Origin of the sequence: Nonomuraea angiospora (assembly GCF_014873145.1) — a bacterium.
GTDB classification, from domain to species: domain Bacteria; phylum Actinomycetota; class Actinomycetes; order Streptosporangiales; family Streptosporangiaceae; genus Nonomuraea; species Nonomuraea angiospora.
On record NZ_JADBEK010000001.1, the window covers coordinates 8,750,028 to 8,776,909 of the forward strand.

Genomic DNA, 26,882 nt, shown 5'->3' on the forward strand with positions numbered 1-26,882 from the left:
CCCCGGTGTGACGGAGCGTTAACCGCCCCCGTTCGCGGGTATCGTCTTGGGGCCTGGCGGTAGGCGCCCGGTCACACAGGGGAGAAAACCCAGCGTCCGGGCCCCTAGTCGGCTAAAAGTCGGGCTTGTGGGCTTGACGTTTCCGCCTGAACGGGCGATGCTGCGACCAACGTGGAGCATGCAGCGAGAGCGAAGTGGACAGGCGTGTGCCGTTCGGCTACACTGCCCCTTTGCGCTGCCCTTTGACGACCCGCTCCGCTTGCTCACGTTGCGAGGTTGTCTGGCGTGCGTGTAGTCAGTCCGCCGCGAGCCCTCGGAAGGACATCTGTTGGCAGCCTCGCGCAACGCCTCCGCCGTACCCGCTGGTCCCCGTCGCGTGTCATTCGCGCGCATCCAGGAGCCCCTCGAAGTTCCTGACCTTCTCGCTCTGCAGACAGAGTCGTTCGACTGGTTGCTCGGAAACGAGAAGTGGAAGGCCCGGGTAGAGGCGGCTCGCCAGGCCGGGCGCAAGGACGTCCCGACTCAGTCGGGCCTCGAAGAGATCTTCGAAGAGATCAGTCCGATCGAGGACTTCTCGGGGACCATGTCCTTGTCGTTCCGCGACCACCGATTCGAGCCGCCGAAGTACTCAGTAGATGAGTGCAAAGACAAGGACATGACCTTCTCCGCCCCGATGTTCGTGACGGCGGAGTTCATCAATAACACCACCGGTGAGATCAAGAGCCAGACGGTGTTCATGGGCGATTTCCCGCTCATGACGCCGAAGGGCACGTTCATCATCAACGGCACCGAGCGGGTCGTGGTCTCGCAGCTGGTCCGTTCGCCCGGTGTCTACTTCGAACGCAATGTCGACAAGACGTCCGACAAGGACCTGTTCGGCTGCAAGGTCATCCCGTCGCGGGGTGCCTGGCTGGAGTTCGAGATCGACAAGCGCGACAGCGTCGGTGTGCGCATCGACCGCAAGCGCAAGCAGGCCGTCACGGTGCTGCTCAAGGCGCTGGGCTGGACCAGCGAGCAGATCCTCGAGAAGTTCGGCCAGTACGAGTCGATGCGGGCCACCCTGGAGAAGGACCACACGGCCGGCCAGGATGACGCGCTGCTGGACATCTACCGCAAGCTGCGGCCGGGCGAGCCGCCGACCAAGGAGTCGGCGCAGACCCTGCTGGAGAACCTCTACTTCAACCCCAAGCGGTACGACCTGGCCAAGGTCGGTCGTTACAAGATCAACAAGAAGCTGGGTGTTGACTCGGAGATCTCGCAGGGCACCCTGACCGAGGACGACATCGTCGCCACGATCGAGTACATCGTCCGCCTGCACGCGGGCGAGGAGTCGATGCCGGGCGCCAACGACCGCGAGATCATCGTCGAGGTCGACGACATCGACCACTTCGGCAACCGTCGTCTGCGCAGTGTCGGCGAGCTCATCCAGAACCAGGTCCGCCTGGGCCTGGCCCGCATGGAGCGCGTCGTGCGCGAGCGCATGACCACGCAGGACGTCGAGGCGATCACGCCGCAGACCCTGATCAACATCCGCCCGGTCGTGGCGTCGATCAAGGAGTTCTTCGGCACCTCGCAGCTGTCGCAGTTCATGGACCAGACCAACCCGCTGGCCGGCCTGACGCACAAGCGGCGTCTGTCCGCGCTGGGTCCCGGTGGTCTGTCCCGTGAGCGGGCCGGCTTCGAGGTCCGTGACGTGCACCCGTCCCACTACGGCCGGATGTGCCCCATCGAGACCCCTGAAGGCCCCAACATCGGCCTCATCGGCTCGCTGGCCTCCTACGGCCGGATCAACGCCTTCGGGTTCGTCGAGACGCCTTACCGCAAGGTCGTCGACGGCAAGGTGACCGACCAGATCGACTACCTCACCGCCGACGAGGAAGACCGCTACGTCAAGGCGCAGGCCAACACGGTGCTCAACGCGGACGGTTCGTTCGCCGAGCCCCGCGTCCTGGTCCGCACCAAGGGCGGCGAGACCGAGCTCATGCGGGCCGAGGAGGTCGACTACATCGACGTGTCGCCGCGCCAGATGGTGTCGGTCGCCACCGCGATGATCCCCTTCCTCGAGCACGACGACGCCAACCGCGCGCTCATGGGCTCCAACATGCAGAGGCAGTCCGTGCCGCTGCTGAAGAGCGAGGCGCCGCTGGTCGGCACCGGCATGGAATACCGTGCCGCGACCGACGCCGGCGACGTCATCAGCGCCGAGAAGGCCGGTGTGGTCGAGGAGGTCTCCGCCGACTACGTCACCGTCATGAACGACGACGGCACGCGCACCACCTACCGTGTCGCCAAGTTCAAGCGCTCCAACCAGGGCACCTCGTTCAACCAGAAGCCCATCGTCGCCGAGGGCGACCGGGTGGAGGTCAACCAGGTCATCGCCGACGGCCCCTGCACCGACAAGGGCGAGATGGCGCTGGGCAAGAACCTCCTGGTGGCGTTCATGCCGTGGGAGGGCCACAACTACGAAGACGCGATCATCCTGTCCCAGCGACTGGTGCAGGACGACGTGCTGTCCTCGATCCACATCGAGGAGCACGAGGTCGACGCCCGCGACACCAAGCTGGGCCCCGAGGAGATCACCCGGGACATCCCGAACGTCTCCGAGGAGGTCCTGGCCGACCTCGACGAGCGCGGCATCATCCGCATCGGCGCCGAGGTCGTCCCCGGTGACATCCTGGTCGGCAAGGTCACGCCCAAGGGAGAGACCGAGCTGACGCCGGAGGAGCGGCTGCTGCGCGCGATCTTCGGTGAGAAGGCCCGCGAAGTGCGTGACACCTCGCTGAAGGTGCCGCACGGCGAGCAGGGCAAGGTCATCGGCGTACGCGTGTTCTCCCGCGAGGAGGGCGACGAGCTGCCGCCGGGCGTCAACGAGCTGGTCCGCGTCTACGTGGCCCAGAAGCGTAAGATCACCGACGGCGACAAGCTGGCCGGCCGGCACGGCAACAAGGGCGTCATCTCCAAGATCCTGCCCGTGGAGGACATGCCGTTCCTGGAGGACGGCACGCCGGTCGACATCATCCTCAACCCGCTGGGCGTGCCCGGCCGGATGAACGTCGGCCAGGTGCTGGAGACCCATCTGGGGTGGATCGCCGCCCGCGGCTGGGACATCTCCGGCATCGAGGAGGCCTGGGCCGAGCGGCTGCGCGACAAGGGCTTCGAGAAGGTGGCCCCGCGCACCAACATGGCCACGCCGGTCTTCGACGGCGCCCACGAGGAGGAGATCGTCGGTCTCCTCGACAACACCATCGCCAACCGCGACGGTGACCGGATGGTGCAGGCGACGGGCAAGGCCCAGCTGTTCGACGGTCGTTCCGGTGAGCCGTTCCCGTATCCGATCTCGGTCGGCTACATCTACATTCTCAAGCTGCTGCACCTGGTCGACGACAAGATTCACGCGCGTTCGACGGGCCCGTACTCGATGATCACCCAGCAGCCGCTGGGTGGTAAGGCGCAGTTCGGTGGCCAGCGCTTCGGTGAGATGGAGGTGTGGGCGCTGGAGGCGTATGGCGCCGCCTACGCCCTGCAGGAGCTGCTGACCATCAAGTCCGACGACGTTCTCGGCCGGGTGAAGGTCTACGAGGCCATCGTCAAGGGCGAGAACATTCCCGAGCCGGGCATTCCGGAGTCCTTCAAGGTCCTCATCAAGGAAATGCAGTCGCTGTGCCTCAACGTCGAGGTGCTCTCCAGCGACGGCATGTCCATCGAGATGCGTGACACCGACGAGGACGTCTTCCGCGCGGCGGAAGAGCTCGGCATCGATCTGTCCCGGCGTGAGCCGAGCAGCGTGGAAGAAGTCTGAGGGGGAGATCGCACAAAATGCTGGACGTCAACTTCTTCGACGAGCTCAGGATCGGCCTCGCGACGGCCGACGACATCCGTCAGTGGTCGCACGGCGAGGTCAAGAAGCCCGAGACCATCAACTACCGCACCCTCAAGCCGGAAAAGGACGGGCTCTTCTGCGAGAAGATCTTCGGTCCGACCCGCGACTGGGAGTGCTACTGCGGCAAGTACAAGCGCGTCCGCTTCAAGGGCATCATCTGTGAGCGCTGTGGCGTCGAGGTGACTCGCGCCAAGGTGCGTCGTGAGCGGATGGGCCACATCGAGCTGGCCGCGCCGGTCACGCACATCTGGTACTTCAAGGGCGTCCCGTCGCGCCTCGGCTACCTGCTCGACCTGGCCCCGAAGGACCTGGAGAAGGTCATCTACTTCGCGGCCTACATGATCACACATGTCGACACCGAGATGCGTGAGCGTGACCTGCCCTCGCTGGAGGCGAAGATCTCCGTCGAGCGGCAGCACATCGAGCAGCGCCGTGACGCCGACGTCGAGGCCCGGCAGAAGAAGCTCGAGGCCGACCTGGCCGAGCTCGAGGCCGCCGGTGCCAAGGGCGACCAGCGCCGCAAGGTCCGCGAGGGCGCCGAGCGCGAGATGCGTCAGCTCCGCGACCGGGCCCAGCGCGAGCTGGACCGGCTCGAGGAGGTCTGGAGCCGCTTCAAGAACCTCAAGGTCCAGGACCTCGAGGGCGACGAGCTGCTCTACCGCGAGATGCGTGACCGCTTCGGCCGCTACTTCAAGGGCGGCATGGGCGCGCAGGCGATCCAGGACCGCCTGATCAGCTTCGACCTCGACGCCGAGGCCGAAAACCTGCGCGAGACCATCCGCAGCGGCAAGGGCCAGAAGAAGGCCCGTGCCCTCAAGCGGCTCAAGGTCGTGTCGGCGTTCCTCAACACGACCAACTCGCCGCGCGGCATGGTGCTCGACTGCATCCCGGTCATCCCGCCGGACCTGCGCCCGATGGTGCAGCTCGACGGTGGCCGGTTCGCGACCTCCGACCTCAACGACCTCTACCGCCGGGTCATCAACCGCAACAACCGCCTCAAGAGGCTTCTCGACCTCGGCGCGCCCGAGATCATCGTGAACAACGAGAAGCGGATGCTGCAGGAGGCCGTCGACGCGCTGTTCGACAACGGCCGTCGCGGTCGCCCGGTCACCGGTCCCGGCAACAGGCCGCTGAAGTCCCTGAGCGACATGCTCAAGGGTAAGCAGGGTCGTTTCCGGCAAAACCTGCTGGGCAAGCGAGTCGACTACTCCGGCCGTTCGGTCATCGTCGTCGGCCCGCAGCTCAAGCTGCACCAGTGCGGCCTGCCCAAGCAGATGGCGCTGGAGCTGTTCAAGCCGTTCGTGATGAAGCGGCTGGTCGACCTCAACCACGCCCAGAACATCAAGTCGGCCAAGCGCATGGTCGAGCGCGCCCGGCCCGTGGTGTGGGACGTGCTCGAAGAGGTCATCACCGAGCACCCGGTGCTGCTCAACCGCGCTCCGACGCTCCACCGTCTGGGCATCCAGGCGTTCGAGCCGCAGCTGGTCGAGGGCAAGGCCATCCAGATCCACCCGCTCGTCTGCACCGCGTTCAACGCGGACTTCGACGGCGACCAGATGGCCGTGCACCTGCCGCTGTCGGCTGAGGCCCAGGCCGAGGCACGCATCCTGATGCTCTCGACCAACAACATCCTCAAGCCGGCCGACGGCAAGCCCGTGACGATGCCCACCCAGGACATGGTCATCGGCCTCTACTGGCTGACCACCCAGAAGGAAGGCGCGATCGGCGAGGGCCGCGTGTTCGGCTCGATCGCCGAGGCGCAGATGGCCTTCGACCGCCGCGAGCTGGAGATTCAGGCGAAGATCCAGATCCGGTTGAAGGACATCCTGCCGCCGCGCGACTGGGTTGCGCCCGAGGGCTGGGAGCAGGGTGACCCGATCCGGCTGGAGACCACGTTCGGCCGGTGCCTGTTCAACCTGACGCTGCCCGACAGCTACCCGTTCGTCGACTTCCAGGTCGGCAAGAAGCAGCTGTCCACGATCGTGAACGAGCTGGCGGAGACCTACCCCAAGATCGAGGTCGCCGCTTCGCTCGACGCGCTCAAGGACGCCGGCTTCCGCTGGGCGACGCGCTCCGGTGTCACGATCTCGATCGAGGACGTCGTCGCGCCGCCGAACAAGACCGACATCATGGAAAACTACGAGCGCCGGGCCGACAAGGTCCAGCGGGAGTACGAGCGCGGTCTGATCACCGACGAGGAGCGCCGTCAGGAGCTCATCGAGATCTGGACGCACGCGACGGCCGACGTCGAGACCGACATGGTCAACGCCTTCCCGGCGACCAACCCGGTCTGGATGATGGTCAACTCCGGTGCCCGTGGTAACAAGATGCAGGTCCGGCAGATCGCCGGCATCCGCGGCCTGGTGTCCAACACCAAGGGTGAGACGATCCCGCGGCCGATCAAGGCCTCGTTCCGCGAGGGCCTGTCGGTGCTGGAATACTTCATCTCCACCCACGGTCAGCGGAAGGGTCTGGCCGACACCGCCCTGCGTACCGCCGACTCGGGCTACCTGACCCGTCGTCTGGTGGACGTGGCGCAGGACGTCATCGTGCGCGAGATCGACTGCGGCACCGACCGCGCCGTCCCGCTGCACGTCGGCGAGCGCGACGCGTCGGGCAACCTGGTCAAGGCCGAGAACGCCGAGTCCAACGTGCACGGCCGCATCCTGGCCGAGGACGTCGAGGTCGACGGCAAGGTCATCGCGGCGGCGGGTGTCGACATCAACGACAACCACGTCACCGCGCTGGTCCAGGCCGGCATCGAGACCGTTCGCACCCGCAGCGCGCTCGTCTGCGAGGCCAAGATCGGTGTCTGCGCGACCTGCTACGGCCGTTCGCTGGCCACCGGCAAGCTCGTGGACGTCGGCGAGGCGGTCGGCATCATCGCCGCCCAGTCGATCGGTGAGCCGGGCACGCAGCTGACCATGCGTACGTTCCACACCGGTGGTGTGGCCGGCGCCGACATCACCCACGGTCTGCCCCGTGTCACGGAGCTGTTCGAGGCGCGCATCCCCAAGGGTGTCGCCCCGATCTCCGAGGCCGAGGGCCGGGCTCGCATCGACGAGACCGACAAGACCAGGAAGATCGTCATCACTCCGGACGACGGCTCGGAGGAGATCGCCTACCCGGTGTCGATGCGTTCGCGCCTGCTCGTGCAGGACGGCCAGCGGATCACGGTCGGCCAGCAGCTCGTCGCCGGTGCGGTCAACCCCAACGAGGTGCTGCGCATCCTCGGCCCGCGGGCCGTGCAGCTGCACCTGGTGGCGGAGGTCCAGCAGGTCTACCGGTCGCAGGGTGTGTCGATCCACGACAAGCACATCGAGATCATCGTGCGGCAGATGCTCAAGCGCGTGAACGTGCTCGAGTCCGGTGACACCGACCTGCTGCCCGGCGAGCTCGTGGAGCGGCCGCGCTTCGAGCAGATGAACCGCGAGACGGTGGCGGAGGGCGGCTCGCCGGCCGCCGGCCGTCCGGTCCTCATGGGCATCACCAAGGCGTCGCTGGCCACCGAGTCGTGGCTGTCGGCGGCCTCCTTCCAGGAGACGACCAGGGTGCTGACGGACGCGGCGATCCACGCCAAGTCCGACTCGCTGCTGGGCCTGAAGGAGAACGTCATCATCGGTAAGCTCATCCCGGCCGGTACGGGCATGCCGCAGTACCGCAACATCCGGGTGGAGCCGACCGAGGAGGCCAAGGCGGCCATGTACACCGTGGGTGGTTACGACGGCTCTGCCGCCGACTACACCTTCGGGACTGGCAGCGGCGAGGCGGTTCCGCTGGAGGAGTACGACTTCGGTCAGTACAACCGGTGATGTTCTTCTAGTCACTGGGTGACGCGCCCGGGCTCCCGATTTCGGGGTCCGGGCGCGCTGCTTTCCACGATCAGCTGGTGCGGTGGCTCAGGCTCATTCGGTGCGGCGGGGTGCGGTGGCTCAGGATCATCCGGTGCGGCAGGGCGCGGTGGCTTGAGGATCAGCTTGTACGGCGGGGCACGGTGGGCGCCACTCGCCGTACGGGGCTGATGGCCCTCCAGGAGACGGCCTCTGACTCTTCACCGGTTGCCCGCCGCAACGGCGCCCGTTTGACCTGCTCCGTGGCTCCCACCCCACTCGCCGCACGTCGGGCACCCACCGTACACCGCCGCACACCGCCTGTCGGGTGCCCGCCGCACACCGACGCATGGCGAGCGCCCGCCGCACTTCGCGCTCCCGCCGCAGGCCGCGCACTGGTGGCATGGCGTGGCCCGCCGTGCACGGGCCACATGGCGCGCAGCCGCCGCAGAACCGGGCTCTGGTGGCATGACGTGGGCCCGCCGTGCATGGGCCGCATGGTGCGCAGCCGCCGCGCAGTGAGCGCCTACCTAACGCCGGGCGCGTCGCACACACTCCGCGCAACTGCCGCGCATAGGCCCTCATGCCGAGATCCGCTGCACGTCGGCATCCCGCCGCGCGGGCCGCATATATGTGCGCCCTCCGCACGCCAACCGCAGGCCGCACCTCAATCGCACGCCGCAGGCCGCAGGCCGCACGCCGCAGGCCGCACGCCGCACGCCGCACGCCGCACGCCGCACGCCGTGCATCCGCGCAGGTCGCGCGCAGGTCGCGCGCTGGCCGCACGTCGGCCGCAGTCGGTCGTATGGCGTGCACTCGCCGCAGGTCGGGCCATGGCACGCACCTGCCGCATGTCGCGCTCCCACCGCATACGGGGCGTAGGCCACATCGGCCGCATGCCGCGCCTGGCCGCGCCAGCGCTGCTTGGCGGTGGTGCCGACTCGTGCCGCACTGGCAGCGCTGTAGCCTGCCTGGTGCCTGGTGCCTGGTGCCTGGTGCCTGGTGCCTGGTGGCCGCTGTGCGCCGCCCCCGGCACCACTCGCCGTGCCGCCCTGGCGCCCCTCGGCGCGCCGTGCCGCCCACTGCGCCGCCGCTGTGCCACCGCCCCTGCTTGTGCGGCCCCCTACGTCCCGTCTAGCCCTGCTGGGCCGCGTGGCGTCGCCTCGTAGCAGCCAGGGGTGAGTTGTGTCCGTGCGTGGTCGGTGGTGGTCGTAGGGGGCTTCGGGGTGGCGTCCCTGGCAATGCCGTACGCCTGGAGCTGGAGGTTGAGGTCCAGCTGGGCGCCTCGGTGGACCTGCTTGCGCGGCACCGTGCCGGGGCCGGCCCGGTAGGGGTAGATCGAGAAGTGGTTGATGGGCAGGGTCAGGGCCGTGCGGACCGAGTCGGTGACCTCCTGGCCGCTCTGCCCCAGGAAGCCGACGATCAGGTCGATGTTGGTGTTGGTGAAGCCGGTCTCGTGGGCGTCTGGGTAGTTGGGAAGCCGACGCCGACACGTCGGTCTGGCTCGGCGAGATCGGAGTCGCCTGGCACACTGACGCTCTGGCCGATCCCCACCAGGAGCACATCGTGGCCAAGCGCGGCGAAGACCTCGTGGGATTCGCCGTGCTCGCGGGCCTGCACGCCAGCGACGGCATCGAGCTGCGCCGGGTGGCGATCGCTCCGACTCAGCGCCGTGCACGCCTGGGGCGCACCTGCTCAGAGCCGCCCTCACACGGGCCTACCAGCACCACGGCACCCATCGGATCTGGCTGGACGTGAAGGCGCACAATCACCGTGCCCGAGCCCTCTATGGCTCCGAGGGTTTCGCCTCCACCGAAACCCTTGCCGGGGCGGTCACCGAAGCGGACGGCACCCTCGCGGACCTCATCGTCATGGTTCACAAGTCCTGACCGCCGCAGGGCACTCAGGCCCCCTCACTCGCTTCCGTCACTTCTGGACACGCCAAAGGAGACCCGGAACCCGAGAGGTCATACGCCCTATCCCGACAAGGCGACCCCAAGCCGCCGACCTGCACAGCAATACCCCGATAGTTTCATGCTGCTGGGGTCTTCTTACATCGCCACATCTTCATCTTGGATGACCTCGTTCAGAGCTCGCGGTCGTGGATCGGGATGCCGGGCAGCTCGGCGATGACCATCACGGGCAGCGGGCGCGCGATCTTCTCGACCAGGTCGAACTCGTCCTCGTCGATCTCGTCCAGCAGCGCCGTGGTGAGCTCGGCGATCCGCGGCACCATGTCCGACGACATTTTCGAGGTGAACGCCTGGCTGATGAGTTTGCGGAGTTTTCGGTGCTTCTGCGGGTCGTTCGACATGCCCGGTGTACGGCCGCATGAAGGAAAACATGGAAGATGCCGAATGTGTCGCGTCAGACCGGTTGTTCGTCCCGCATCGTGCCGAGCCACTTGAGGAGGGCCTTGCCGCCGTCCTTGATACGCGGCCGGGAGTCGACCGGGCATTGTCATTGTCGGGTCCGGCGGGACGTGGGTCTCGTTCACAATTTGCTTCTCAGTCTTTGATGTGGCTGCGCGCACGCCCTGCGGGCGGGAAAATCGGGCGTGGTTGCCCGCCGACGTCGTCTCCGCCTGGTGCCTGGTCGAGGCCGGTTTTCAGTCTGACGCCGGGAGCCACCTTTAGGGGCCCTGGATTGTCGCTTCGAGCACGAGAGCCCGGCTCTTGACTTCCCCTACCGGCTCCCCGGGCAACCGCTTCTGGCAGCTAGTACGCGGGAGCGAGGGAGATAGGTGCAGGAGACGAACGAGCCGGTGGAGTTCGTGGAGCGGGTCGCCGCGATCGACATTGGCAAGAGCGGCGTGGTCGTGTGCGTGCGCGTCCCGAGCGAGGACAAGCCCGGACGGCGTCGGCAGGAGGTGCGGGAGTTCACCACGTTGACCGCCTCCCTGCTCGCGTTAGCCGATTGGCTGCGCTGCCAGAGCGTGAGCTTGGTGGCGATGGAGGCCACCTCGGACTACAGGAAGCCGGTCTACTACCTGCTGGAGGCGGAAGGCTTCACCTGCTGGCTGCTGAACGCCAAGCACGTCAAGAACGTGCCCGGCCGCCCGAAGACCGACAAACTGGATGCGGTCTGGCTGGCCAAGGTGGTCGAGCGGGGCATGTGCCGGCCCAGCTTGGTCCATCCCAAGCCGATCCGGCAGCTGCGCGATCTGACCCGCTATCGGCGCAGCTTGGTCCGCGAACGCAGCCGCGAGAAGCAGCGTGTGGAGAAGCTGCTGGAGGATGCGCAGATCAAGCTGTCCAGCGTGATCAGCGACGTGTTCGGCGTCTCCGGGCGTGAGATGTTGCAGGCGCTGATCGATGGCCAGCGCGATCCCAAGACGCTTGCGCAGATGGCACGCGGCCCGACGCGCTCCAAGATCACGGTCCTGCAGGAGGCGCTCACCGGCCACTTCAGCGACGAGCACGGCTTCCTCTGCCAGATGATGACCGACCGCATTGACGACCTGTCTGCCCGAATCGAGGCCGTCTCCCGCCGGATCGAGGACCAGATCGCTCCTTACGCCGCTGCGGTCGCCCAGCTCGATGAGATCATCGGTGTCGGTGCCATCGCCGCCCAGGAGCTCATCGCCGAAATCGGCATCGATATGAGCCGCTTTCCCACCGCCGGCCATCTGGTGTCCTGGGCCAAGTTCGCGCCCATCGACAACAACTCCGCCGGCAAGAAGAAAGGCGGCTCCACCGGCAAGGGCAATCCCTGGCTCGCCGCCACCCTGGCCGAGATCGTCGCGGTCACGTCCCGATCCAGTACTTTCTTGGGCGAGCGCTACCGGCGCCTGTCTAGACGGCGCGGTCGAAAACGGGCGATCGTCGCCCTTGGCAACTCTGTTTTGACGATCGTCTGGCATCTGCTGTCCGACCCTGACGCCCGCTACCACGACCTCGGCCCTGACTTCTATCAATCCCGTATCGCCACCCAGCGCCGCGAACGCGATCTCATTCGCCAGCTCGAACGCCTCACCGGCAAGACCGTCACCCTGCAACCATCCGCCTGACCAGGCCGCGCCGCACAGACCTCACCCGAGACCGTGGTCGAGGTTCGCTGCCGCCTGCCCGCGAACTCACCGATTTTCGAGCCAGGCGGAGGCGGCCGGGGGCTGGGGAATGAGTTTCACCCGATATTTCGCGGCGGCGCCGTGGAAGATCTCGACGGTGCGGCGGACGGGGGTCGGTCAGTTCTCCGATCGGGACCTGGTCGGCGGACTCGAAAGAGCTGCTGATGAGGCTGGCCAGGCTGTCAGGGTGGGCCGCCAGACCGGGTCGCGCCTCGGGCGATCTCGGCGTGCAGATGAAGTTTGATGAAACCGGAAAGCAGGGCGTCGAGCGCGAAACCGTGGGACGGGTCCGGCTCTCATGGAGCATCCGGAGATAATCGCGAAATGGCGTGAACGTGGTGAAGCGATAACACTGGAAGCCGAGCTGAGGATCGTCGCGGGCTCTTCCGAGCGTTTCCTTGTCATAGGTGTAGAGTGCTCGGAAGAGTGGATACTTGAACGCGAGGGTGAATAGCTCGCGAGAGAGCTCTGAGAGTCGCGCGACGGGAGAATGAAGCACCGTTATCCGCGAAATACCCTGGCAGACTCCGATAATTTCCTGAATGACGAGCGTTCTTATGAGATCGTCTTTCGTGTCCCAGCTGAGATAAATAGTGTCCTTGCCGATGTCCGCCCGCCGGGCGCTCTCGTCCATCGTGGTCCGCTTGTAGCCGGATCGCAGGAGCAGGCTCCTGGTGACGTCCAGGGTCCGGCGTACGCGATCGGCCGACGTGGAGGGGCTGGCCGCAGCCGGGCGCCTCGACCGGCTGAGCGCCGAACGCGGCCTGCCCATCGCGCACGTGCTGCTGCGCGAGGGCGAGGCGTGGTGGAGCGAGACCGGCGTCGTCGGGCGCGACGTCCCGCCGTGGGCGCCCGGGTGGCGGCGGCTGGCGGCGGCTGGCGGCGGCTGGCGGCCATGGAGGTCGTCCCGCCTGCCGCCGGGCACGTCTCCGTGTCGCCCGTCGCCGCTGACGTGGTCGCCGAGCAGGTGGTGCCAAACCTGGGCGCTACCTGTCCGGAACACCCCGGGTGTCCGGCGGTCCGTGCCTGCACGTGGTGGATCTGGACGGGTGCGGCACGCGTACGCACCCCTTCCTGCCGCACCTGTCGGCGCTGCCGCCCGGCACGGGGGGCGAGCGCGGGGCCGCTCGGGGAGAAGGAGTTCTCGCGGCGGGCGGCCAGGTTGATGGACTCGCGGACGGGGGTGTTCGCGGAGATCGAGGAAGGGGAGTACGGGCAGCTACCGCTGCACGTGTCGGTGACCATGGCGGCCGACCCGATGGGGGCACTTGGGGGCGCGGGTGCGGGCGAGCGGAGTGGGGGGCGGACTTCGCCGCCGCGCGATACCGGGCGGCGCTGAAGGCTCTGATCGTGCACGGGCTGCTCGCCCTCGATCCCGTCGCCTGGTCACGGCCGAGGCGACGCCGCTGACCGGCGCGGGAGAACCCGTCGGCGGCTTCCCGGCGGATCCGGGCGCGGGGGAGCGGTCGGGTGACGGCCTCCTGGACGACCCGCTGATGGGCGACCCGCTGATGGGCGACCCGCTGGTGGGCGACGTCGCGGCGGGAGGGGGTGAGGCGTCGTGCGCGGCCGTGACCTCGTCGAGGGCGATGAGGTGCTGCTGCCCCGCCCGCGCGGTGTTCCTGGATCTGCACGCCACCGGGGCCGCCGCGGGTTATTCGACCCGAGGAGGCGCTGGTCGCGGGGTTGCTGGACCACCGCGCGGCGTTGGCCGGGTTCGGTGGGCCGCTGCCGCCCGTGGACGGGGCGGCGCGAGGGCGACCGACGACGCGAGCGCGCGGTGGGCGGCGTTGCTGGACGTGATCGGGCTGCCGGAGCCCCACCGACTGCGGCGATCTGCCGGACGACGACCGCGCGTCCGCCGTCTTCGAGCCCGGCGCCGCCCCGCGACCTCCCGGCTACCGGTCAGGGCCGCCCCGCGACCTCCCGGCTACCGGGTCAGGGACGTGTCGGCCGAGCGCGGGCCTCCTACACGGAGGTGGCCGCGGACGCGCTCGACCCGCGAACGCTGGGCGAGCACGACACCTCGTCCTATGAGACGGACGGGTTCGCGTTCCGGCCGTTCACCGAGGACGCCGTCTGCGACTGGGTGTGGGGGCACTCCTTCGGCCGGCGCGCGCCGATCCTCGCGCCGGAGAGCCTGGCCTATTACTACGTACGGGGGTAGGAGCGGGCGTTCCTGTTCGTGATCTCGAACGGGTGCGTGCTCGGCGGCAGCATGGCGAGGCCCTGCTCTACAAGCTGCTGGAGACGGTCGAGGGGGACGGGTTCCTCATGACCTGGTACGAGCGGCTCCCGGTGCCGCGGATCGATCCCGGCGCGGCACGGGATCGCACCATCCCGCTCCAGGCCGCCGCGATCACCGCGGAGACCGGCTACCGGGTCGAGCTGTACGACACGACGGTGGAGCACGGCATCCCCAGCGTGTGGGCGACTGGCGTGGGGCAGGACGGCGACCCGGGCAGGCCGCGTATGGTGTGCGCAGCGCCGCCGGGGCCCGTCTGGCTGCGGAGAAGGCCGTGCTCAGCGCGCTGAGCGAGCTGGGGTCGCTGCTGGTCGACCTGATCCGGCGATATCCGGAACGAGGTACACCGAGCCCAGAAGATGGTGACAAATCCTGATCGCGCGAACGTCGTCCCCACCCTCGCCGAGGCGGACCTCACGGTCAGGGCCGCGACGGAGGAGACGGTGACCTGGGTTGCTCGCGTCGCGCGGCCGGCGGAGGAGACGGTCACCCGGGCCGTCGCTCGCGTCGCGCGGTCGGAGGAGGAGACGGTGATCCGGGCCGTCGCCTGCGTCGCGCGGCCGGCGGAGGAGACGGCGGGAGACGGCGGGAGCCGGCGTCATCGTGGTCTCCAGGGTGTCGCCCGGCGTGGACGACCCCGCCGCCACCGCCCTGGTACGCCGGGCCGACGAGGCCGCGCTCGGCGCGGTCGTCGCCGTCCCCGGCGGCTCGGCCTGCAAGGGCTTCCCCCCTCTATCGGGGCGCCCTCCGTTTACTGGTAAGTGGGCCCGGTACCACCGTACGCCCGCATAGCGGGACGTTCCGCCCCGATCCCGTGCGCACGCGAGGCCAGGCGTCACCGCCATGCAAACGGCTGCCCTGGCAGTCCTTGCGAACCCGTCACAGTTCGCCTCCCCATCCCGATATCATGGACGCGGAGCAGTAGCCGAGCACTGATGAAAACGGTCTCGGCGTCCTGGAGTGGCAAGGCTTGTCCGCTTTGCCGCGCCGCTTTGACGTGTCGCAGAGGCCTGGGTAGTCTTGAGCTTCGTGCCCGTCTCTGGCGGGCTCTCGACCGTGCGCTCGTTACGGGCGCGGGACGGCTTCCTGGCTCGTAAACCTCGCGGGACGTCTGCGTGAATAGCGCGACACGCCCGAGCGCGGGGGCACCGAGACAAGGAAAATCAGCAGGTCATGACACCGGCAGCACCTGCGAAATGCATCACAACTGACGAAACACCGGCCAAGGCACGAAACGGAGTGGCAGTGCCCACTATTCAGCAGTTGGTCCGCAAGGGCCGGCAGGACAAGGTCTCGAAGACCAAGACTCCTGCCCTCAAGGGGAGTCCGCAGCGGCGCGGCGTGTGCCAGCGCGTTTACACCACGACCCCGAAGAAGCCCAACTCGGCCCTGCGCAAGGTGGCCCGCGTTCGCCTCACGAACGGCATCGAGGTCACGGCCTACATCCCGGGTGTGGGTCACAACCTGCAGGAGCACTCCATCGTGCTCGTGCGTGGCGGTCGTGTGAAGGACCTGCCCGGTGTTCGCTACAAGATCATCCGCGGCTCGCTGGACACCCAGGGTGTCCGCAACCGCAAGCAGGCCCGCAGCCGCTACGGCGCGAAGAAGGAGAAGAGCTAACAATGCCTCGCAAGGGTTCTCCTGGCCGTCGTCAGCTCATGTCTGACCCGGTTTACAGCTCGCCCCTGGTGACCGCCCTGATCAACAAGGTGCTTCTCGACGGCAAGCGCTCCATCGCGCAGTCCATCGTGTACGGCGCACTCGAGGGCTGCAGGGAGAAGACCGGCAACGACCCGGTCGTCACCCTGAAGCGCGCGCTCGACAACGTCAAGCCGACCCTCGAGGTTCGCAGCCGCCGCGTCGGTGGCGCCACGTACCAGGTGCCGGTCGAGGTGCGCGCCGCGCGCAGCACCACCCTGGCCCTGCGCTGGCTGGTGCAGTACTCCCGCGCCCGCCGCGAGAAGACCATGACCGAGCGCCTCATGAACGAGCTCCTCGACGCCAGCAACGGCCTTGGGGCGAGTGTCAAGAAGCGCGAGGACACCCACAAGATGGCCGAGTCCAACAAGGCCTTCGCCCACTACCGCTGGTAACCCCGGCGGGTTCGACGAGACGACGAGGACGCGAGAGAAGTGGCCACCACGACCGCTCTTGACCTGGCCAAGGTCCGAAACATCGGGATCATGGCCCATATCGACGCGGGCAAGACCACCACGACCGAGCGCATCCTGTTCTACACCGGTATCAACTACAAGATCGGTGAGGTCCACGAGGGCGCTGCCACGATGGACTGGATGGAGCAGGAGCAGGAGCGCGGCATCACGATCACGTCTGCCGCGACCACCTGTGAGTGGATCGGTCACACCATCAACATCATCGACACCCCGGGTCACGTCGACTTCACCATTGAGGTGGAGCGCTCGCTCCGCGTCCTCGACGGTGCCGTCGCCGTGTTCGACGGCGTCGCGGGTGTCGAGCCGCAGTCGGAGACGGTGTGGCGCCAGGCTGACCGCTACGACGTCCCCCGGATCTGCTTCGTCAACAAGATGGACCGTGTCGGCGCGGAGTTCCACCGCTGCGTCGACATGATGATCAGCCGTCTGGGCGCGACCCCGGCTGTCATCCAGCTTCCGTGGGGCGTTGAGGCCGACTTCAAGGGCGTCATCGACCTCATCAAGATGAAGGGTTACCTCTGGAGCGCCGAGGCGGCCAAGGGCGAGATGTACGACACCGTCGACATCCCGGCCGACCACGCCGAGGCGGCGCGCGAGTGGCGTGACAAGCTGGTCGAGACCGTCGCCGAGAACGACGACGAGCTGATGGAGCTCTTCCTCGAGGGCGTCGAGCCCACCGAGGAGCAGCTGGTCGCGGCCATCCGCCGCGCCACGCTGTCCAGCGCCATCAACCCGGTGCTCTGCGGCACCGCGTTCAAGAACAAGGGCGTGCAGCCCCTGCTCGACGCGATCGTCGCCTTCCTCCCCGCCCCGACCGACATCCCGGCCTTCAAGGGTCACGCGGTCGGCCACGAGGACAAGGTCATCGAGCGTCACGCGGACCCGAGCGAGCCGTTCTCCGCTCTGGCCTTCAAGATCGCCAGCGACCCGCACCTGGGCAAGCTCACCTACATCCGCATCTACTCGGGCACGCTCGAGACCGGTTCACAGGTCGTCAACTCTGTGAAGGGTAAGAAGGAGCGGATCGGCAAGATCTACCAGATGCACGCCAACAAGCGCGAGGAGCGCCCGACGGCGATTGCCGGCCAGATCGTCGCGGTCATGGGTCTGAAGGACACCACGACCGGCGACACCCTGTCCGACCCGTCCAACCAGGTCGTGCTCGAGTCGATGACGTTCCCGGCTCCGGTCATCAACGTCGCCATCGAGCCCAAGACCAAGGGCGACCAGGAGAAGCTGTCGACCGCCATCCAGCGGCTGGCCGAGGAGGACCCGTCCTTCCAGGTTCGCCGCGACGAGGAGACCGGTCAGACGGTCATCTGGGGCATGGGCGAGCTTCACCTGGAGATCCTCGTCGACCGTATGCGTCGCGAGTTCAAGGTCGAGGCCAACGTCGGCCGCCCGCAGGTGGCCTACCGCGAGACCATCCGCCGCAAGGTGGAGAAGCTCGACTACACCCACAAGAAGCAGACCGGTGGTTCCGGTCAGTTCGCGCGGGTGATCATCAACCTCGAGCCGCTGGGTGAGGGCAACGACGGCTACGAGTTCGAGAACAAGGTCACGGGTGGTCGTGTCCCGAGGGAGTACATCCCGTCGGTCGACGCGGGCGCCCAGGAGGCCGCCGAGTTCGGCGTGCTGGCCGGCTACCCGATGGTGGGCGTGAAGGTGACGCTCGTCGACGGTGCCGCGCACGACGTCGACTCCTCGGAAATGGCGTTCAAGATCGCCGGCTCGATGGCCTTCAAGGAGGCCGCGCGCAAGGCCGACGCAGTGCTTCTCGAGCCGATGATGGCCGTCGAGGTCACCACGCCCGAGGACTACATGGGTGATGTCATCGGTGACCTCAACGGTCGCCGCGGACAGATCCAGTCTATGGACGAGCGGGCCGGCGCCCGTGTCGTCACGGCGCTCGTGCCGCTGTCTGAGATGTTCGGCTACGTGGGTGACCTGCGTAGCAAGACGCAGGGGCGCGCGAGCTACAGCATGCAGTTCGACTCCTACTCGGAGGTGCCCCCGGGCATCGCCAAGGAGATCGTCGCGAAGGCCCGGGGCGAATAGTCCTGGTCCCTGGTGGGGTGGTGAGAGCCACCCCACCGCCAAGGGGTTCGGGAGTTCCCGGGCCCGAGTGTGTAGACGAAAGTCAGTCAGATTCTCAAGGAGAGAACCAGTGGGCAAGGCCAAGTTCGAGCGGACTAAGCCGCACATGAACATCGGCACCATTGGACACATCGACCACGGCAAGACCACGCTGACCGCGGCGATCACCAAGGTGCTTCACGACCGTTTCCCCGAGCTGAACAAGGCGACCCCGTTCGACAAGATCGACAAGGCGCCCGAGGAGAAGGCTCGCGGCATTACGATCTCCATCGCGCACGTCGAGTACCAGACCGAGAAGCGTCACTACGCTCACGTTGACTGCCCCGGTCACGCCGACTACGTGAAGAACATGATCACCGGTGCTGCCCAGATGGACGGCGCCATCCTCGTGGTCGCCGCCACCGACGGCCCGATGCCGCAGACGAAGGAGCACGTCCTCCTGGCCCGCCAGGTCGGCGTCCCCTACATCGTCGTGGCCCTCAACAAGGCCGACATGGTCGACGACGAGGAGATCCTCGAGCTCGTCGAGCTGGAGGTCCGTGAGCTCCTCTCCGCTCAGGAGTTCCCCGGCGACGACCTGCCCGTCGTCCGCGTCTCCGCTCTCAAGGCTCTCGAGGGCGACCAGAAGTGGGCCGACAGCATCATCGAGCTGATGAACGCCGTCGACGAGAACGTGCCCGAGCCGCCGCGTGAGACGGACAAGCCGTTCCTCATGCCGGTCGAGGACGTCTTCTCGATCACCGGTCGCGGTACGGTCGTCACCGGCCGTATCGAGCGCGGTGTCGTCAAGATCAACGAGCAGGTCGACATCATCGGCATCAAGCCGGAGAAGACGACCACCACCGTCACCAGCATCGAGATGTTCAACAAGATGCTCGACGAGGGTCACGCGGGCGACAACGCCGCCCTGCTGCTCCGTGGTATCAAGCGCGACGACGTCGAGCGCGGCCAGTGCATCATCAAGCCGGGCACGACCACCCCGCACACCGAGTTCAACGGCCAGGTCTACATCCTGTCCAAGGACGAGGGCGGCCGCCACACGCCGTTCTTCAACAACTACCGCCCGCAGTTCTACTTCCGTACGACTGACGTGACCGGTGTCGTGAACCTCCCCGAGGGCACGGAGATGGTCATGCCGGGCGACAACACCGAGATGCGCGTTGAGCTGATCCAGCCCATCGCCATGGAGGAAGGCCTCAAGTTCGCGATCCGTGAGGGTGGCCGCACCGTCGGCGCCGGTCGGGTCACGAAGATCATCAAGTAGCTAGACCGTCGGGGCGGCGGTCGGCCCCGGACTCGGAGCCGACCGCCGAACCACGTTAGGGACCTCATGTAGAGGCCGTGATCCAGCAGTCGCTTCGGCCGAGGAAATATGACCGAAGTCACTGCCGGATCACGGAAGAAAAGGCAGATCGACTGCGTCTGCCTCGTGGGGTCTAGCAGGCTTGGACCTGCACCAATACAGCGGCAACAGGCCGCACGATACTTTTTCAGACGACAGCGAAGGACACCGAGGCCACTATGGCGGGACAGAAGATCCGCATCCGGCTTAAGGCCTATGACCACGAGGTCATCGACAGCTCGGCCAAGAAGATCGTCGAGACGGTGACGCGGACTGGCGCGAAGGTCGCGGGCCCGGTGCCGCTGCCGACCGAGAAGAACGTGTACTGCGTCATCCGCTCGCCGCACAAGTACAAGGACAGCCGCGAGCACTTCGAGATGCGCACGCACAAGCGGCTGATTGACATCATCGACCCGACCCCCAAGACGGTTGACTCGCTCATGCGGCTCGACCTCCCCGCGGGTGTCGACATTTCGATCAAGCTCTGAGGGAACGCACTGACATGGCTAAGACGATCAAGGGCGTCCTGGGCAAGAAGCTCGGCATGACCCAGGTCTTCGACGCGGACAACCGGCTGGTGCCGGTGACCGTGGTCGAGGCCGGTCCGTGCGTGGTGACCCGGGTCCGCACCGCCGACAAGGACGGCTACTCCGCCATCCAGCTCGGCTTCGGGCAGGTCGACCCCCGGAAGGTCAACAAGCCGCTCGGCGACTACCTGCGTAAGCACGACATCACCCCGCGCCGTTACTTCGCGGAGATCCGCACCGACGACGCGAGCGACTACACCCTGGGCCAGGAGCTGCTGGCCGACACCTTCGAGGCCGGCCAGTTCGTCGACGTGACGGGCAAGAGCAAGGGCAAGGGCTTCGCCGGTGTCATGAAGCGGCACGGCTTCGGTGGTCTGGGCGCGTCGCACGGTACGCAGCGCAAGCACCGTTCGCCGGGTTCCATCGGTGGCTGCGCCACCCCGGGCCGCGTTTTCAAGGGTCTGCGCATGGCTGGTCGGATGGGTAACGTCCGCACCACTGTGCAGAGCCTCAAGGTTCACTCCGTGGACGCCGAGAAGGGCCTCATCCTGATCAAGGGTGCGATCCCCGGCGCCAACGGAAGCCTGGTCCTCGTTCGCACCTCTGCCAAGAAGGGGGCTGCCAAGTGAGCACCACTATTGACGTCCTCGACGCCAGTGGCGCGAAGGCCGGCACCGTCGACCTGCCCGAGAACATCTTCGGCGCCAAGGTCAACGTGCCGCTGATCCACCAGGTGGTCGTGGCCCAGCTCGCCGCTCGCCGGCAGGGCACCCACAAGGCCAAGACCCGCGGTGAGGTCTCCGGCGGCGGCAAGAAGCCGTACCGCCAGAAGGGCACCGGCCGCGCCCGTCAGGGCTCGACCCGCGCGCCGCAGTTCACCGGCGGTGGCACCGTCCACGGCCCCGTGCCGCGCGACTACTCGCAGCGCACGCCCAAGAAGATGAAGGCCGCCGCCCTGCGTGGCGCCCTCTCCGACCGGGCCGGCGGCGGCCGCGTCCACGTGGTCAGCTCGCTGCTCGCGGGTGAGACGCCCAAGACCAAGGCCGCTCTCGAGGCGCTGCGCAAGGTCACCCAGGCTCCGCGCGTCCTCGTCGTGGTCGACGAGGCCGACGAGCTGACGTGGCTGAGCCTGCGTAACGCTCCCGAGGTCCACCTGCTGGACGCGGGGCAGCTCAACACGTACGACGTGCTCGTGGCGGACGACGTGGTCTTCACGCAGGAGGCGTATGACCAGGTCGTCGCCCGCCTGAGCGACAGCGGGAAGGAAGAGGCCTGATGGAGAAGATCGCCGACCCGCGCGACATCATCATCAAGCCGGTCGTCTCTGAGAAGAGCTACGGCCTGATCGATGAGAACAACAAGTACACGTTCCTGGTGAAGAAGACCGCGAACAAGACCCAGGTCAAGATCGCCGTCGAGCAGATCTTCGGGGTCAAGGTCACCAGCGTGAACACGATCAACCGGCAGGGCAAGCGCAAGCGCACCCGTACCGGTTTCGGCAAGCGTCCCGACACCAAGCGCGCGATCGTGAGCCTGGTCGAGGGCGATCGGATCGACATCTTCGGTCAGATCGGCTAGCAGCGCCATAGAAGTGAGTGCGGGCCGCACGGCCCGCGCGGGGTCGAGACCGCCGCGCTTTCGCGCGGCGGGCTCACCCATGTAACCGACGAAGGATGAACGAAAAAGATGGGCATCCGTAAGTACAAGCCGACGACCCCGGGTCGCCGCGGGTCGAGTGTCTCGGACTTCTCCGAGATCACCCGCAGCACGCCCGAGAAGTCGCTGCTTGCGCCCCTTCACAGCAAGGGCGGCCGTAACGTACACGGCCGGGTCACCGCCCGCCACCAGGGCGGCGGTCACAAGCGCGCCTACCGGATCATCGACTTCCGTAGGCATGACAAGGACGGCATTCCGGCCAAGGTCGCTCACATCGAGTACGACCCCAACCGCACCGCCAACATCGCTCTGCTCCACTACGCCGACGGTGAGAAGCGCTACATCATCGCGCCGACCGGCATCAAGCAGGGCGACCGTATCGAGAACGGCCCCGCTGCCGACATCAAGCCGGGCAACTGCCTGCCGCTGCGCAACATCCCGACCGGTACCTTCATCCACGCGGTGGAGCTCCGTCCGGGCGGCGGCGCCAAGCTCGGCCGTTCCGCGGGCGCACAGATCCAGCTGCTCGCCAAGGAAGGCCAGTACGCCACGCTGCGTATGCCGTCCGGCGAAATGCGCATGGTCGACGTGCGCTGCCGGGCGACGGTGGGCCAGGTCGGCAACGCCGAGCAGGCCAACATCAACTGGGGCAAGGCCGGCCGTATGCGGTGGAAGGGCAAGCGCCCCACCGTCCGCGGTGTCGCGATGAACCCCGTCGACCACCCGCACGGTGGTGGTGAGGGCAAGACCTCCGGTGGTCGCCACCCGGTGAACCCGAAGGGCAAGCCCGAGGGGCGCACCCGCCAGGCCAACAAGGCCAGCGACCGACTGATCATCCGTCGTCGGAGCAAGAGGAAGAAGCGGTAGGAGCAGCCGAAATGCCACGTAGCCTTAAGAAGGGTCCCTTCGTGGACGGTCACCTTCAGAAGAAGGTCGACGTCCAGAACGAGAAGGGCACCAAGAACGTCATCAAGACGTGGTCGCGGCGCTCCATGATCGTTCCCGACATGCTCGGGCACACGATCGCCGTGCACGACGGCCGCAAGCACGTCCCGGTTTTCGTCACCGAGTCGATGATCGGTCACAAGCTGGGAGAGTTCGCCCCCACGCGGACCTTCCGCAGCCACGTCAAGGAAGACCGCCGCAGCCGGCGGTAAGCGTCCCGGAAGTAGGAGAAAGCGATGGAAGCCAGGGCTCAGGCGCGGTTCGTCCGTGTCACGCCCCAGAAGGCCCGCCGCGTGGTGGACCTCATTCGCGGGCTGCCCGCTTCGGAGGCGCAGGCCGTGCTGCAGTTCGCTCCCCAATCGGCGAGCGAGCCGATCTACAAGGTGCTCAGCAGCGCCATGGCGAACGCTGAGCACAACTTCGACCTCGACCCGCAGACGCTCGTCGTCAGCCGGGCGTGGGTCGACGAGGGCCCGACGCTGAAGCGGTTCCGCCCGCGTGCCCAGGGTCGTGCCTATCGGATCAACAAGCGGACGAGCCACATCACTGTGATCGTGGAGTCCCGCGAGCCGAAGGGAAGGACCCGATAGTGGGCCAGAAGGTTAACCCGCACGGGTTCCGCCTCGGCATCACGACCGACTTCAAGAGCCGGTGGTACGCCGACAAGCTGTACAAGTCGTACGTCGCCGAGGACGTGGCGATCCGCCGCATGCTGCAGAAGGGCATGGAGCGGGCCGGCATCTCCAAGGTCGAGATCGAGCGCACGACGGACCGCGTGCAGGTGGACATCCACACCGCGCGTCCCGGCATCGTGATCGGCCGCCGCGGCGCCGAGGCGGACCGTATCCGTGGCGACCTGGAGAAGCTGACCAAGAAGCAGGTCCAGCTCAACATCCTCGAGGTCAAGAACCCGGAGATCGACGCGCAGCTCGTCGCGCAGGGCGTCGCCGAGCAGCTGTCCAGCCGTGTCTCGTTCCGCCGCGCCATGCGCAAGGCGATGCAGTCGGCCATGAAGTCCGGCGCCAAGGGCATCCGTGTCCAGTGCTCCGGTCGTCTGGGCGGCGCCGAGATGTCCCGGTCGGAGTTCTACCGTGAGGGCCGCGTGCCGCTGCACACCCTCCGCGCGGACATCGACTACGGCTTCTACGAGGCCCGCACCACCTTCGGCCGCATCGGCGTGAAGGTCTGGATCTACAAGGGCGAGGCTCCGACCAGCCGCGCCGAGCGCGAGGCGGCCGCCGCCGGCGCTCGTGCCGGCCAGCGTCGCGAGCGTGACGACCGTCGTGGTGGCGGCGGCGACCGTCCGCGTCGTGGTGGCGGCGACCGCCCCCGTCGTGGCGGCGGCCGTGGCGACCGCGCCCCCCGCACCGAGGCGGCCTCGCAGGCTGCCCCCGAGACCGGCCCGGCTGCGCAGCCGGGTGCTGAAGGGAGCTGACCATGCTGATCCCGCGCAGGGTCAAGCACCGCAAGCAGCACCGGCCTGACCGCAGCGGAGCCGCCAAGGGCGGCACCAGGGTCACGTTCGGCGAGTTCGGCATCCAGGCGGTTGAGCACTCCTACGTGACCAACCGTCAGATCGAGTCCGCTCGTATCGCCATGACCCGTCACATCCGCCGTGGCGGCAAGGTGTGGATCAACATCTACCCCGACCGTCCGCTCACCAAGAAGCCTGCCGAGACCCGCATGGGTTCCGGTAAGGGTTCGCCGGAGTGGTGGATCGCCAACGTCAAGCCCGGACGCGTGATGTTCGAGCTGTCCGGCGTGGCGGAGCCGATCGCCCGCGAAGCGCTTCAGCGCGCGATCCACAAGCTCCCGATGAAGTGCAAGATCGTTAAGCGTGAAGTGGGTGAGGCGTGATGGCTAAGGGCCTGACCGCCGGCGAGCTGCGGCTCGAGGACGAGGACACCCTCGTCCAGAAGCTGAAGGAGGCCAAGGAGGAGCTGTTCAACCTCCGCTTCCAGGCGGCGACCGGTCAGTTGGAGAGCCACGGGCGGCTGCGCGCCGTCCGCCGCGAGATCGCCCGTATCTACACCGTGATGCGCGAGCGCGAGCTGGGCATCGTCACGGTCGAGAAGGAGACGAGCGATGGCTGAGACCGAGACCACTGAGACGAACGAGCAGCGGAACTTCCGCAAGGTCCGTGAGGGCCTCGTGGTGAGCGACAAGATGGACAAGACCGTCGTCGTCGCCGTCGAGGACCGCGTCAAGCACCGTCTGTACGGCAAGGTCATCCGCCGTACGACCAAGTACAAGGCACACGACGAGGCCAACGCCTGCGGCGTCGGCGACCGCGTGCTGCTCATGGAGACCCGCCCCCTCTCCGCCACCAAGCGGTGGAGGGTCGTGGAGATCCTCGAGAAGGCGAAGTAACTCTCCCTCTCGACATATACCGCGCCTCGTGGGGGCTCTGAGAGCCCCCATGACGGCGTCCAAGGACGCGGGGCCACATGTGGTCTCGCGTCGCCTGCGGTGCGGCGCCTACGGGCGTTGTGGCCGTGGGAACAAGACAACGACGGTTCCGCCAGGCTCAGAGATGAGAACCGGCGCGACTAACAGGAGTTCAACGTGATCCAGCAGGAGTCGCGGCTCAAGGTCGCCGACAACACGGGCGCGAAGGAGATCCTTTGCATCCGCGTTCTCGGTGGCTCGGGCCGACGCTACGCCGGTATCGGCGACATCATCGTCGCCACTGTCAAGGACGCGCTGCCGGGCAGCACGGGCGTCAAGAAGGGCGACGTGGTCAAGGCCGTCATCGTCCGCACGGTCAAGGAGCGCCGCCGGCCCGACGGCTCCTACATCCGCTTCGACGAGAACGCCGCCGTCATCATCAAGGACAGCGGTGACCCTCGTGGCACTCGTATCTTCGGCCCGGTCGGCCGCGAGCTGCGCGACAAGAAGTTCATGCGCATCATCTCGCTCGCCCCGGAGGTGCTGTAATGCCGAAGCTGCATGTGAAGAAGGGTGACCTGGTCCAGGTCATCGCCGGCAAGGACAAGGGTGCCAAGGGTCACGTCATCGCCACGCTCCCGCACGAGGACCGTGTGGTGGTCGAGGGCGTCAACATGATCAAGAAGCACTCCAAGGAGACCCACCAGGGTCCGCGCGGCGCCAAGACCGGCGGCGTGCAGACCATGGAGGGCCCCATCCACGTCTCGAACGTGAAGAAGCTCAAGGACGAGAAGCCCGCCGAGAAGAAGGCCGACGAGAAGAAGGCCGACGAGACGGGTGAGGACAGCTGATGACTGCGACGACCACTGAGACCGAGCGTCCGACGCCGCGACTCAAGACGAAGTACCGCGAGGAGATCGCGGCCCAGCTTCGCGAGCAGTTCGGCATCGAGAACGTCATGCAGATCCCGGCGCTGACCAAGATCAAGGTCAACATGGGCGTCGGCGAGGCGGCTCGCGACTCGAAGCTCATCGAGGGTGCCGTCCGCGACCTCACCGCGATCACCGGCCAGAAGCCGGCCGTCGTCCGGGCGCGCAAGTCCATCGCGCAGTTCAAGCTGCGCGAGGGCATGCCGATCGGCGCTCACGTCACGCTGCGCGGCGACCGCATGTGGGAGTTCCTCGACCGGCTGCTGGCGCTGGCCCTGCCCCGTATCCGGGACTTCCGCGGCCTTTCGCCCAAGCAGTTCGACGGCAACGGCAACTACACGTTCGGTCTGACCGAGCAGGTCATGTTCCACGAGGTCGACCAGGACAAGGTCGACCGGCCGCGGGGCATGGACATCACGATCGTGACCACGGCGAAGAACGACGACCAGGGCCGGGCGCTGCTGAAGCTCCTCGGCTTCCCGTTCAAGGAGGCCTGATCCAATGGCGAAGAAGTCGCTGATCGCCAAGGCGGGGCGCAAGCAGAAGTTCGAGGTCCGGGCGTACACCCGTTGCTCGCGTTGTGGCCGGCCGCGCGCCGTCTACCGCAAGTTCGGGCTCTGCCGCGTGTGCTTCCGCGAGATGGCGCACCGGGGCGAGCTGCCCGGCATCACCAAGTCGAGCTGGTAGGTAACCTTAGGGGCGGCCTCTGGGCCGCCCCTGGGTGATCATATTTTCAGAAGAAGACCCGGACGCTCCCGAGGAGCGTCCATGACCGCGCCGAAGGTCCACCGGCAGAGCGC

At 67.2% G+C, this 26,882-nt stretch carries 28 protein-coding genes and 1 pseudogene; 27 read left to right on the plus strand and 2 right to left on the minus strand.

What is annotated here, in order from left to right; genetic code table 11:
• The first annotated feature begins 328 nt into the window (after nt 1–328).
• The 3 genes and pseudogenes from rpoB to H4W80_RS64755 all read left to right on the plus strand — a co-directional run bounded on the left by rpoB (nt 329) and on the right by H4W80_RS64755 (nt 9,599).
• Entirely contained in the window at nt 329–3,799 is a 3,471-nt protein-coding gene (gene rpoB / locus H4W80_RS40420) for a DNA-directed RNA polymerase subunit beta (RefSeq protein ID WP_192789883.1), read from the plus strand.
• Nucleotides 3,800–3,816: 17 nt separating this feature from the next.
• Nucleotides 3,817–7,692, plus strand: coding sequence for a DNA-directed RNA polymerase subunit beta' (locus H4W80_RS40425; protein WP_192789884.1), 3,876 nt, complete (start codon nt 3,817–3,819; stop codon nt 7,690–7,692).
• Nucleotides 7,693–9,174: 1,482 nt separating this feature from the next.
• Nucleotides 9,175–9,599, plus strand: a pseudogene (locus H4W80_RS64755) (GNAT family N-acetyltransferase).
• A 197-nt stretch (nt 9,600–9,796) separates the two neighbouring features.
• On the opposite strand, the gene H4W80_RS40435 reads toward H4W80_RS64755, so the two are convergent.
• A complete protein-coding gene (locus H4W80_RS40435; RefSeq protein WP_192789885.1) occupies nt 9,797–10,024 on the minus strand; it encodes a hypothetical protein in 228 nt (75 codons plus the stop codon).
• Nucleotides 10,025–10,453: 429 nt separating this feature from the next.
• On the opposite strand from H4W80_RS40435, the gene H4W80_RS40440 reads away from it, so the two are divergent.
• Nucleotides 10,454–11,719, plus strand: a complete 1,266-nt coding sequence (locus H4W80_RS40440) for an IS110 family RNA-guided transposase (RefSeq protein WP_192789886.1) — start codon at nt 10,454–10,456, stop codon at nt 11,717–11,719.
• Here the strand turns inward: H4W80_RS40440 and H4W80_RS40445 are convergent.
• Complete coding sequence (locus H4W80_RS40445; RefSeq protein ID WP_192789887.1) at nt 11,697–12,551, minus strand: TetR/AcrR family transcriptional regulator; 855 nt, start codon at nt 12,549–12,551, stop codon at nt 11,697–11,699. The genes H4W80_RS40440 and H4W80_RS40445 overlap by 23 nt on opposite strands.
• Before the next feature lie 72 nt (nt 12,552–12,623).
• Here H4W80_RS40445 and H4W80_RS40450 point away from each other — a divergent pair, with 72 nt between their 5' ends.
• The 23 genes from H4W80_RS40450 (at nt 12,624) to H4W80_RS40560 (ending at nt 26,769) form a co-directional block, all read left to right on the plus strand.
• Nucleotides 12,624–13,118, plus strand: a complete 495-nt coding sequence (locus tag H4W80_RS40450; RefSeq protein WP_192789888.1) for a hypothetical protein — start codon at nt 12,624–12,626, stop codon at nt 13,116–13,118.
• A 441-nt stretch (nt 13,119–13,559) separates the two neighbouring features.
• On the plus strand, nt 13,560–13,946 hold the full coding sequence (locus H4W80_RS63020; RefSeq protein ID WP_318787285.1) for a YcaO-like family protein: 387 nt from the start codon (nt 13,560–13,562) through the stop codon (nt 13,944–13,946).
• A 32-nt stretch (nt 13,947–13,978) separates the two neighbouring features.
• Nucleotides 13,979–14,314 (plus strand): YcaO-like family protein, encoded by a 336-nt coding sequence (locus tag H4W80_RS63025; protein ID WP_192789890.1) that lies wholly within the window; start codon nt 13,979–13,981, stop codon nt 14,312–14,314.
• Between the two features lie 313 nt (nt 14,315–14,627).
• On the plus strand, nt 14,628–14,816 hold the full coding sequence (locus tag H4W80_RS40465; protein ID WP_192789891.1) for a hypothetical protein: 189 nt from the start codon (nt 14,628–14,630) through the stop codon (nt 14,814–14,816).
• A gap of 453 nt (nt 14,817–15,269) precedes the next feature.
• Nucleotides 15,270–15,644, plus strand: a complete 375-nt coding sequence (rpsL, locus tag H4W80_RS40470) for a 30S ribosomal protein S12 (protein WP_020542315.1) — start codon at nt 15,270–15,272, stop codon at nt 15,642–15,644.
• 2 nt (nt 15,645–15,646) lie between these two features.
• Nucleotides 15,647–16,117: a 30S ribosomal protein S7 gene (gene rpsG / locus H4W80_RS40475; RefSeq protein WP_043623423.1), complete on the plus strand. Its 471-nt coding sequence runs from the start codon at nt 15,647–15,649 to the stop codon at nt 16,115–16,117.
• 90 nt (nt 16,118–16,207) lie between these two features.
• Nucleotides 16,208–18,256: an elongation factor G gene (gene fusA, locus H4W80_RS40480; RefSeq protein WP_378525626.1), complete on the plus strand. Its 2,049-nt coding sequence runs from the start codon at nt 16,208–16,210 to the stop codon at nt 18,254–18,256.
• Between the two features lie 109 nt (nt 18,257–18,365).
• On the plus strand, nt 18,366–19,559 hold the full coding sequence (gene tuf / locus H4W80_RS40485) for an elongation factor Tu (protein ID WP_185070617.1): 1,194 nt from the start codon (nt 18,366–18,368) through the stop codon (nt 19,557–19,559).
• A gap of 257 nt (nt 19,560–19,816) precedes the next feature.
• Nucleotides 19,817–20,125: a 30S ribosomal protein S10 gene (gene rpsJ, locus H4W80_RS40490; protein ID WP_012887830.1), complete on the plus strand. Its 309-nt coding sequence runs from the start codon at nt 19,817–19,819 to the stop codon at nt 20,123–20,125.
• 14 nt (nt 20,126–20,139) lie between these two features.
• Complete coding sequence (rplC, locus tag H4W80_RS40495) at nt 20,140–20,793, plus strand: 50S ribosomal protein L3 (protein WP_192789893.1); 654 nt, start codon at nt 20,140–20,142, stop codon at nt 20,791–20,793.
• On the plus strand, nt 20,790–21,440 hold the full coding sequence (rplD, locus tag H4W80_RS40500; RefSeq protein WP_192789894.1) for a 50S ribosomal protein L4: 651 nt from the start codon (nt 20,790–20,792) through the stop codon (nt 21,438–21,440). The genes rplC and rplD overlap by 4 nt, the downstream gene beginning before the upstream one ends.
• Complete coding sequence (rplW, locus tag H4W80_RS40505; RefSeq protein WP_111180891.1) at nt 21,440–21,742, plus strand: 50S ribosomal protein L23; 303 nt, start codon at nt 21,440–21,442, stop codon at nt 21,740–21,742. The genes rplD and rplW overlap by 1 nt, the downstream gene beginning before the upstream one ends.
• Before the next feature lie 108 nt (nt 21,743–21,850).
• Entirely contained in the window at nt 21,851–22,687 is an 837-nt protein-coding gene (gene rplB / locus H4W80_RS40510; protein WP_192789895.1) for a 50S ribosomal protein L2, read from the plus strand.
• A gap of 11 nt (nt 22,688–22,698) precedes the next feature.
• On the plus strand, nt 22,699–22,977 hold the full coding sequence (gene rpsS / locus H4W80_RS40515) for a 30S ribosomal protein S19 (protein ID WP_192789896.1): 279 nt from the start codon (nt 22,699–22,701) through the stop codon (nt 22,975–22,977).
• 24 nt (nt 22,978–23,001) lie between these two features.
• On the plus strand, nt 23,002–23,355 hold the full coding sequence (rplV, locus tag H4W80_RS40520; protein WP_020542306.1) for a 50S ribosomal protein L22: 354 nt from the start codon (nt 23,002–23,004) through the stop codon (nt 23,353–23,355).
• A complete protein-coding gene (gene rpsC, locus H4W80_RS40525; protein WP_185070622.1) occupies nt 23,355–24,200 on the plus strand; it encodes a 30S ribosomal protein S3 in 846 nt (281 codons plus the stop codon). The genes rplV and rpsC overlap by 1 nt, the downstream gene beginning before the upstream one ends.
• 2 nt (nt 24,201–24,202) lie before the next feature.
• The gene (rplP, locus tag H4W80_RS40530) at nt 24,203–24,622 is read left to right on the plus strand and encodes a 50S ribosomal protein L16 (protein ID WP_185070624.1); all 420 of its coding nucleotides are present in this window, start codon (nt 24,203–24,205) and stop codon (nt 24,620–24,622) included.
• Nucleotides 24,622–24,858, plus strand: coding sequence for a 50S ribosomal protein L29 (gene rpmC, locus H4W80_RS40535; RefSeq protein ID WP_106253417.1), 237 nt, complete (start codon nt 24,622–24,624; stop codon nt 24,856–24,858). The genes rplP and rpmC overlap by 1 nt, the downstream gene beginning before the upstream one ends.
• Nucleotides 24,851–25,135, plus strand: coding sequence for a 30S ribosomal protein S17 (gene rpsQ, locus H4W80_RS40540; protein ID WP_185070626.1), 285 nt, complete (start codon nt 24,851–24,853; stop codon nt 25,133–25,135). The genes rpmC and rpsQ overlap by 8 nt, the downstream gene beginning before the upstream one ends.
• Nucleotides 25,136–25,330: 195 nt before the next feature.
• Nucleotides 25,331–25,702, plus strand: coding sequence for a 50S ribosomal protein L14 (rplN, locus tag H4W80_RS40545; protein ID WP_106253399.1), 372 nt, complete (start codon nt 25,331–25,333; stop codon nt 25,700–25,702).
• 8 nt (nt 25,703–25,710) lie between these two features.
• Nucleotides 25,711–26,004: a 50S ribosomal protein L24 gene (gene rplX, locus H4W80_RS40550; RefSeq protein ID WP_225965786.1), complete on the plus strand. Its 294-nt coding sequence runs from the start codon at nt 25,711–25,713 to the stop codon at nt 26,002–26,004.
• Nucleotides 26,004–26,579, plus strand: coding sequence for a 50S ribosomal protein L5 (gene rplE / locus H4W80_RS40555; protein ID WP_043623458.1), 576 nt, complete (start codon nt 26,004–26,006; stop codon nt 26,577–26,579). Before rplX ends, rplE begins: the two co-directional genes overlap by 1 nt.
• Before the next feature lie 4 nt (nt 26,580–26,583).
• The gene (locus tag H4W80_RS40560; protein ID WP_020542298.1) at nt 26,584–26,769 is read left to right on the plus strand and encodes a type Z 30S ribosomal protein S14; all 186 of its coding nucleotides are present in this window, start codon (nt 26,584–26,586) and stop codon (nt 26,767–26,769) included.
• The last annotated feature ends 113 nt before the right edge of the window (nt 26,770–26,882 follow it).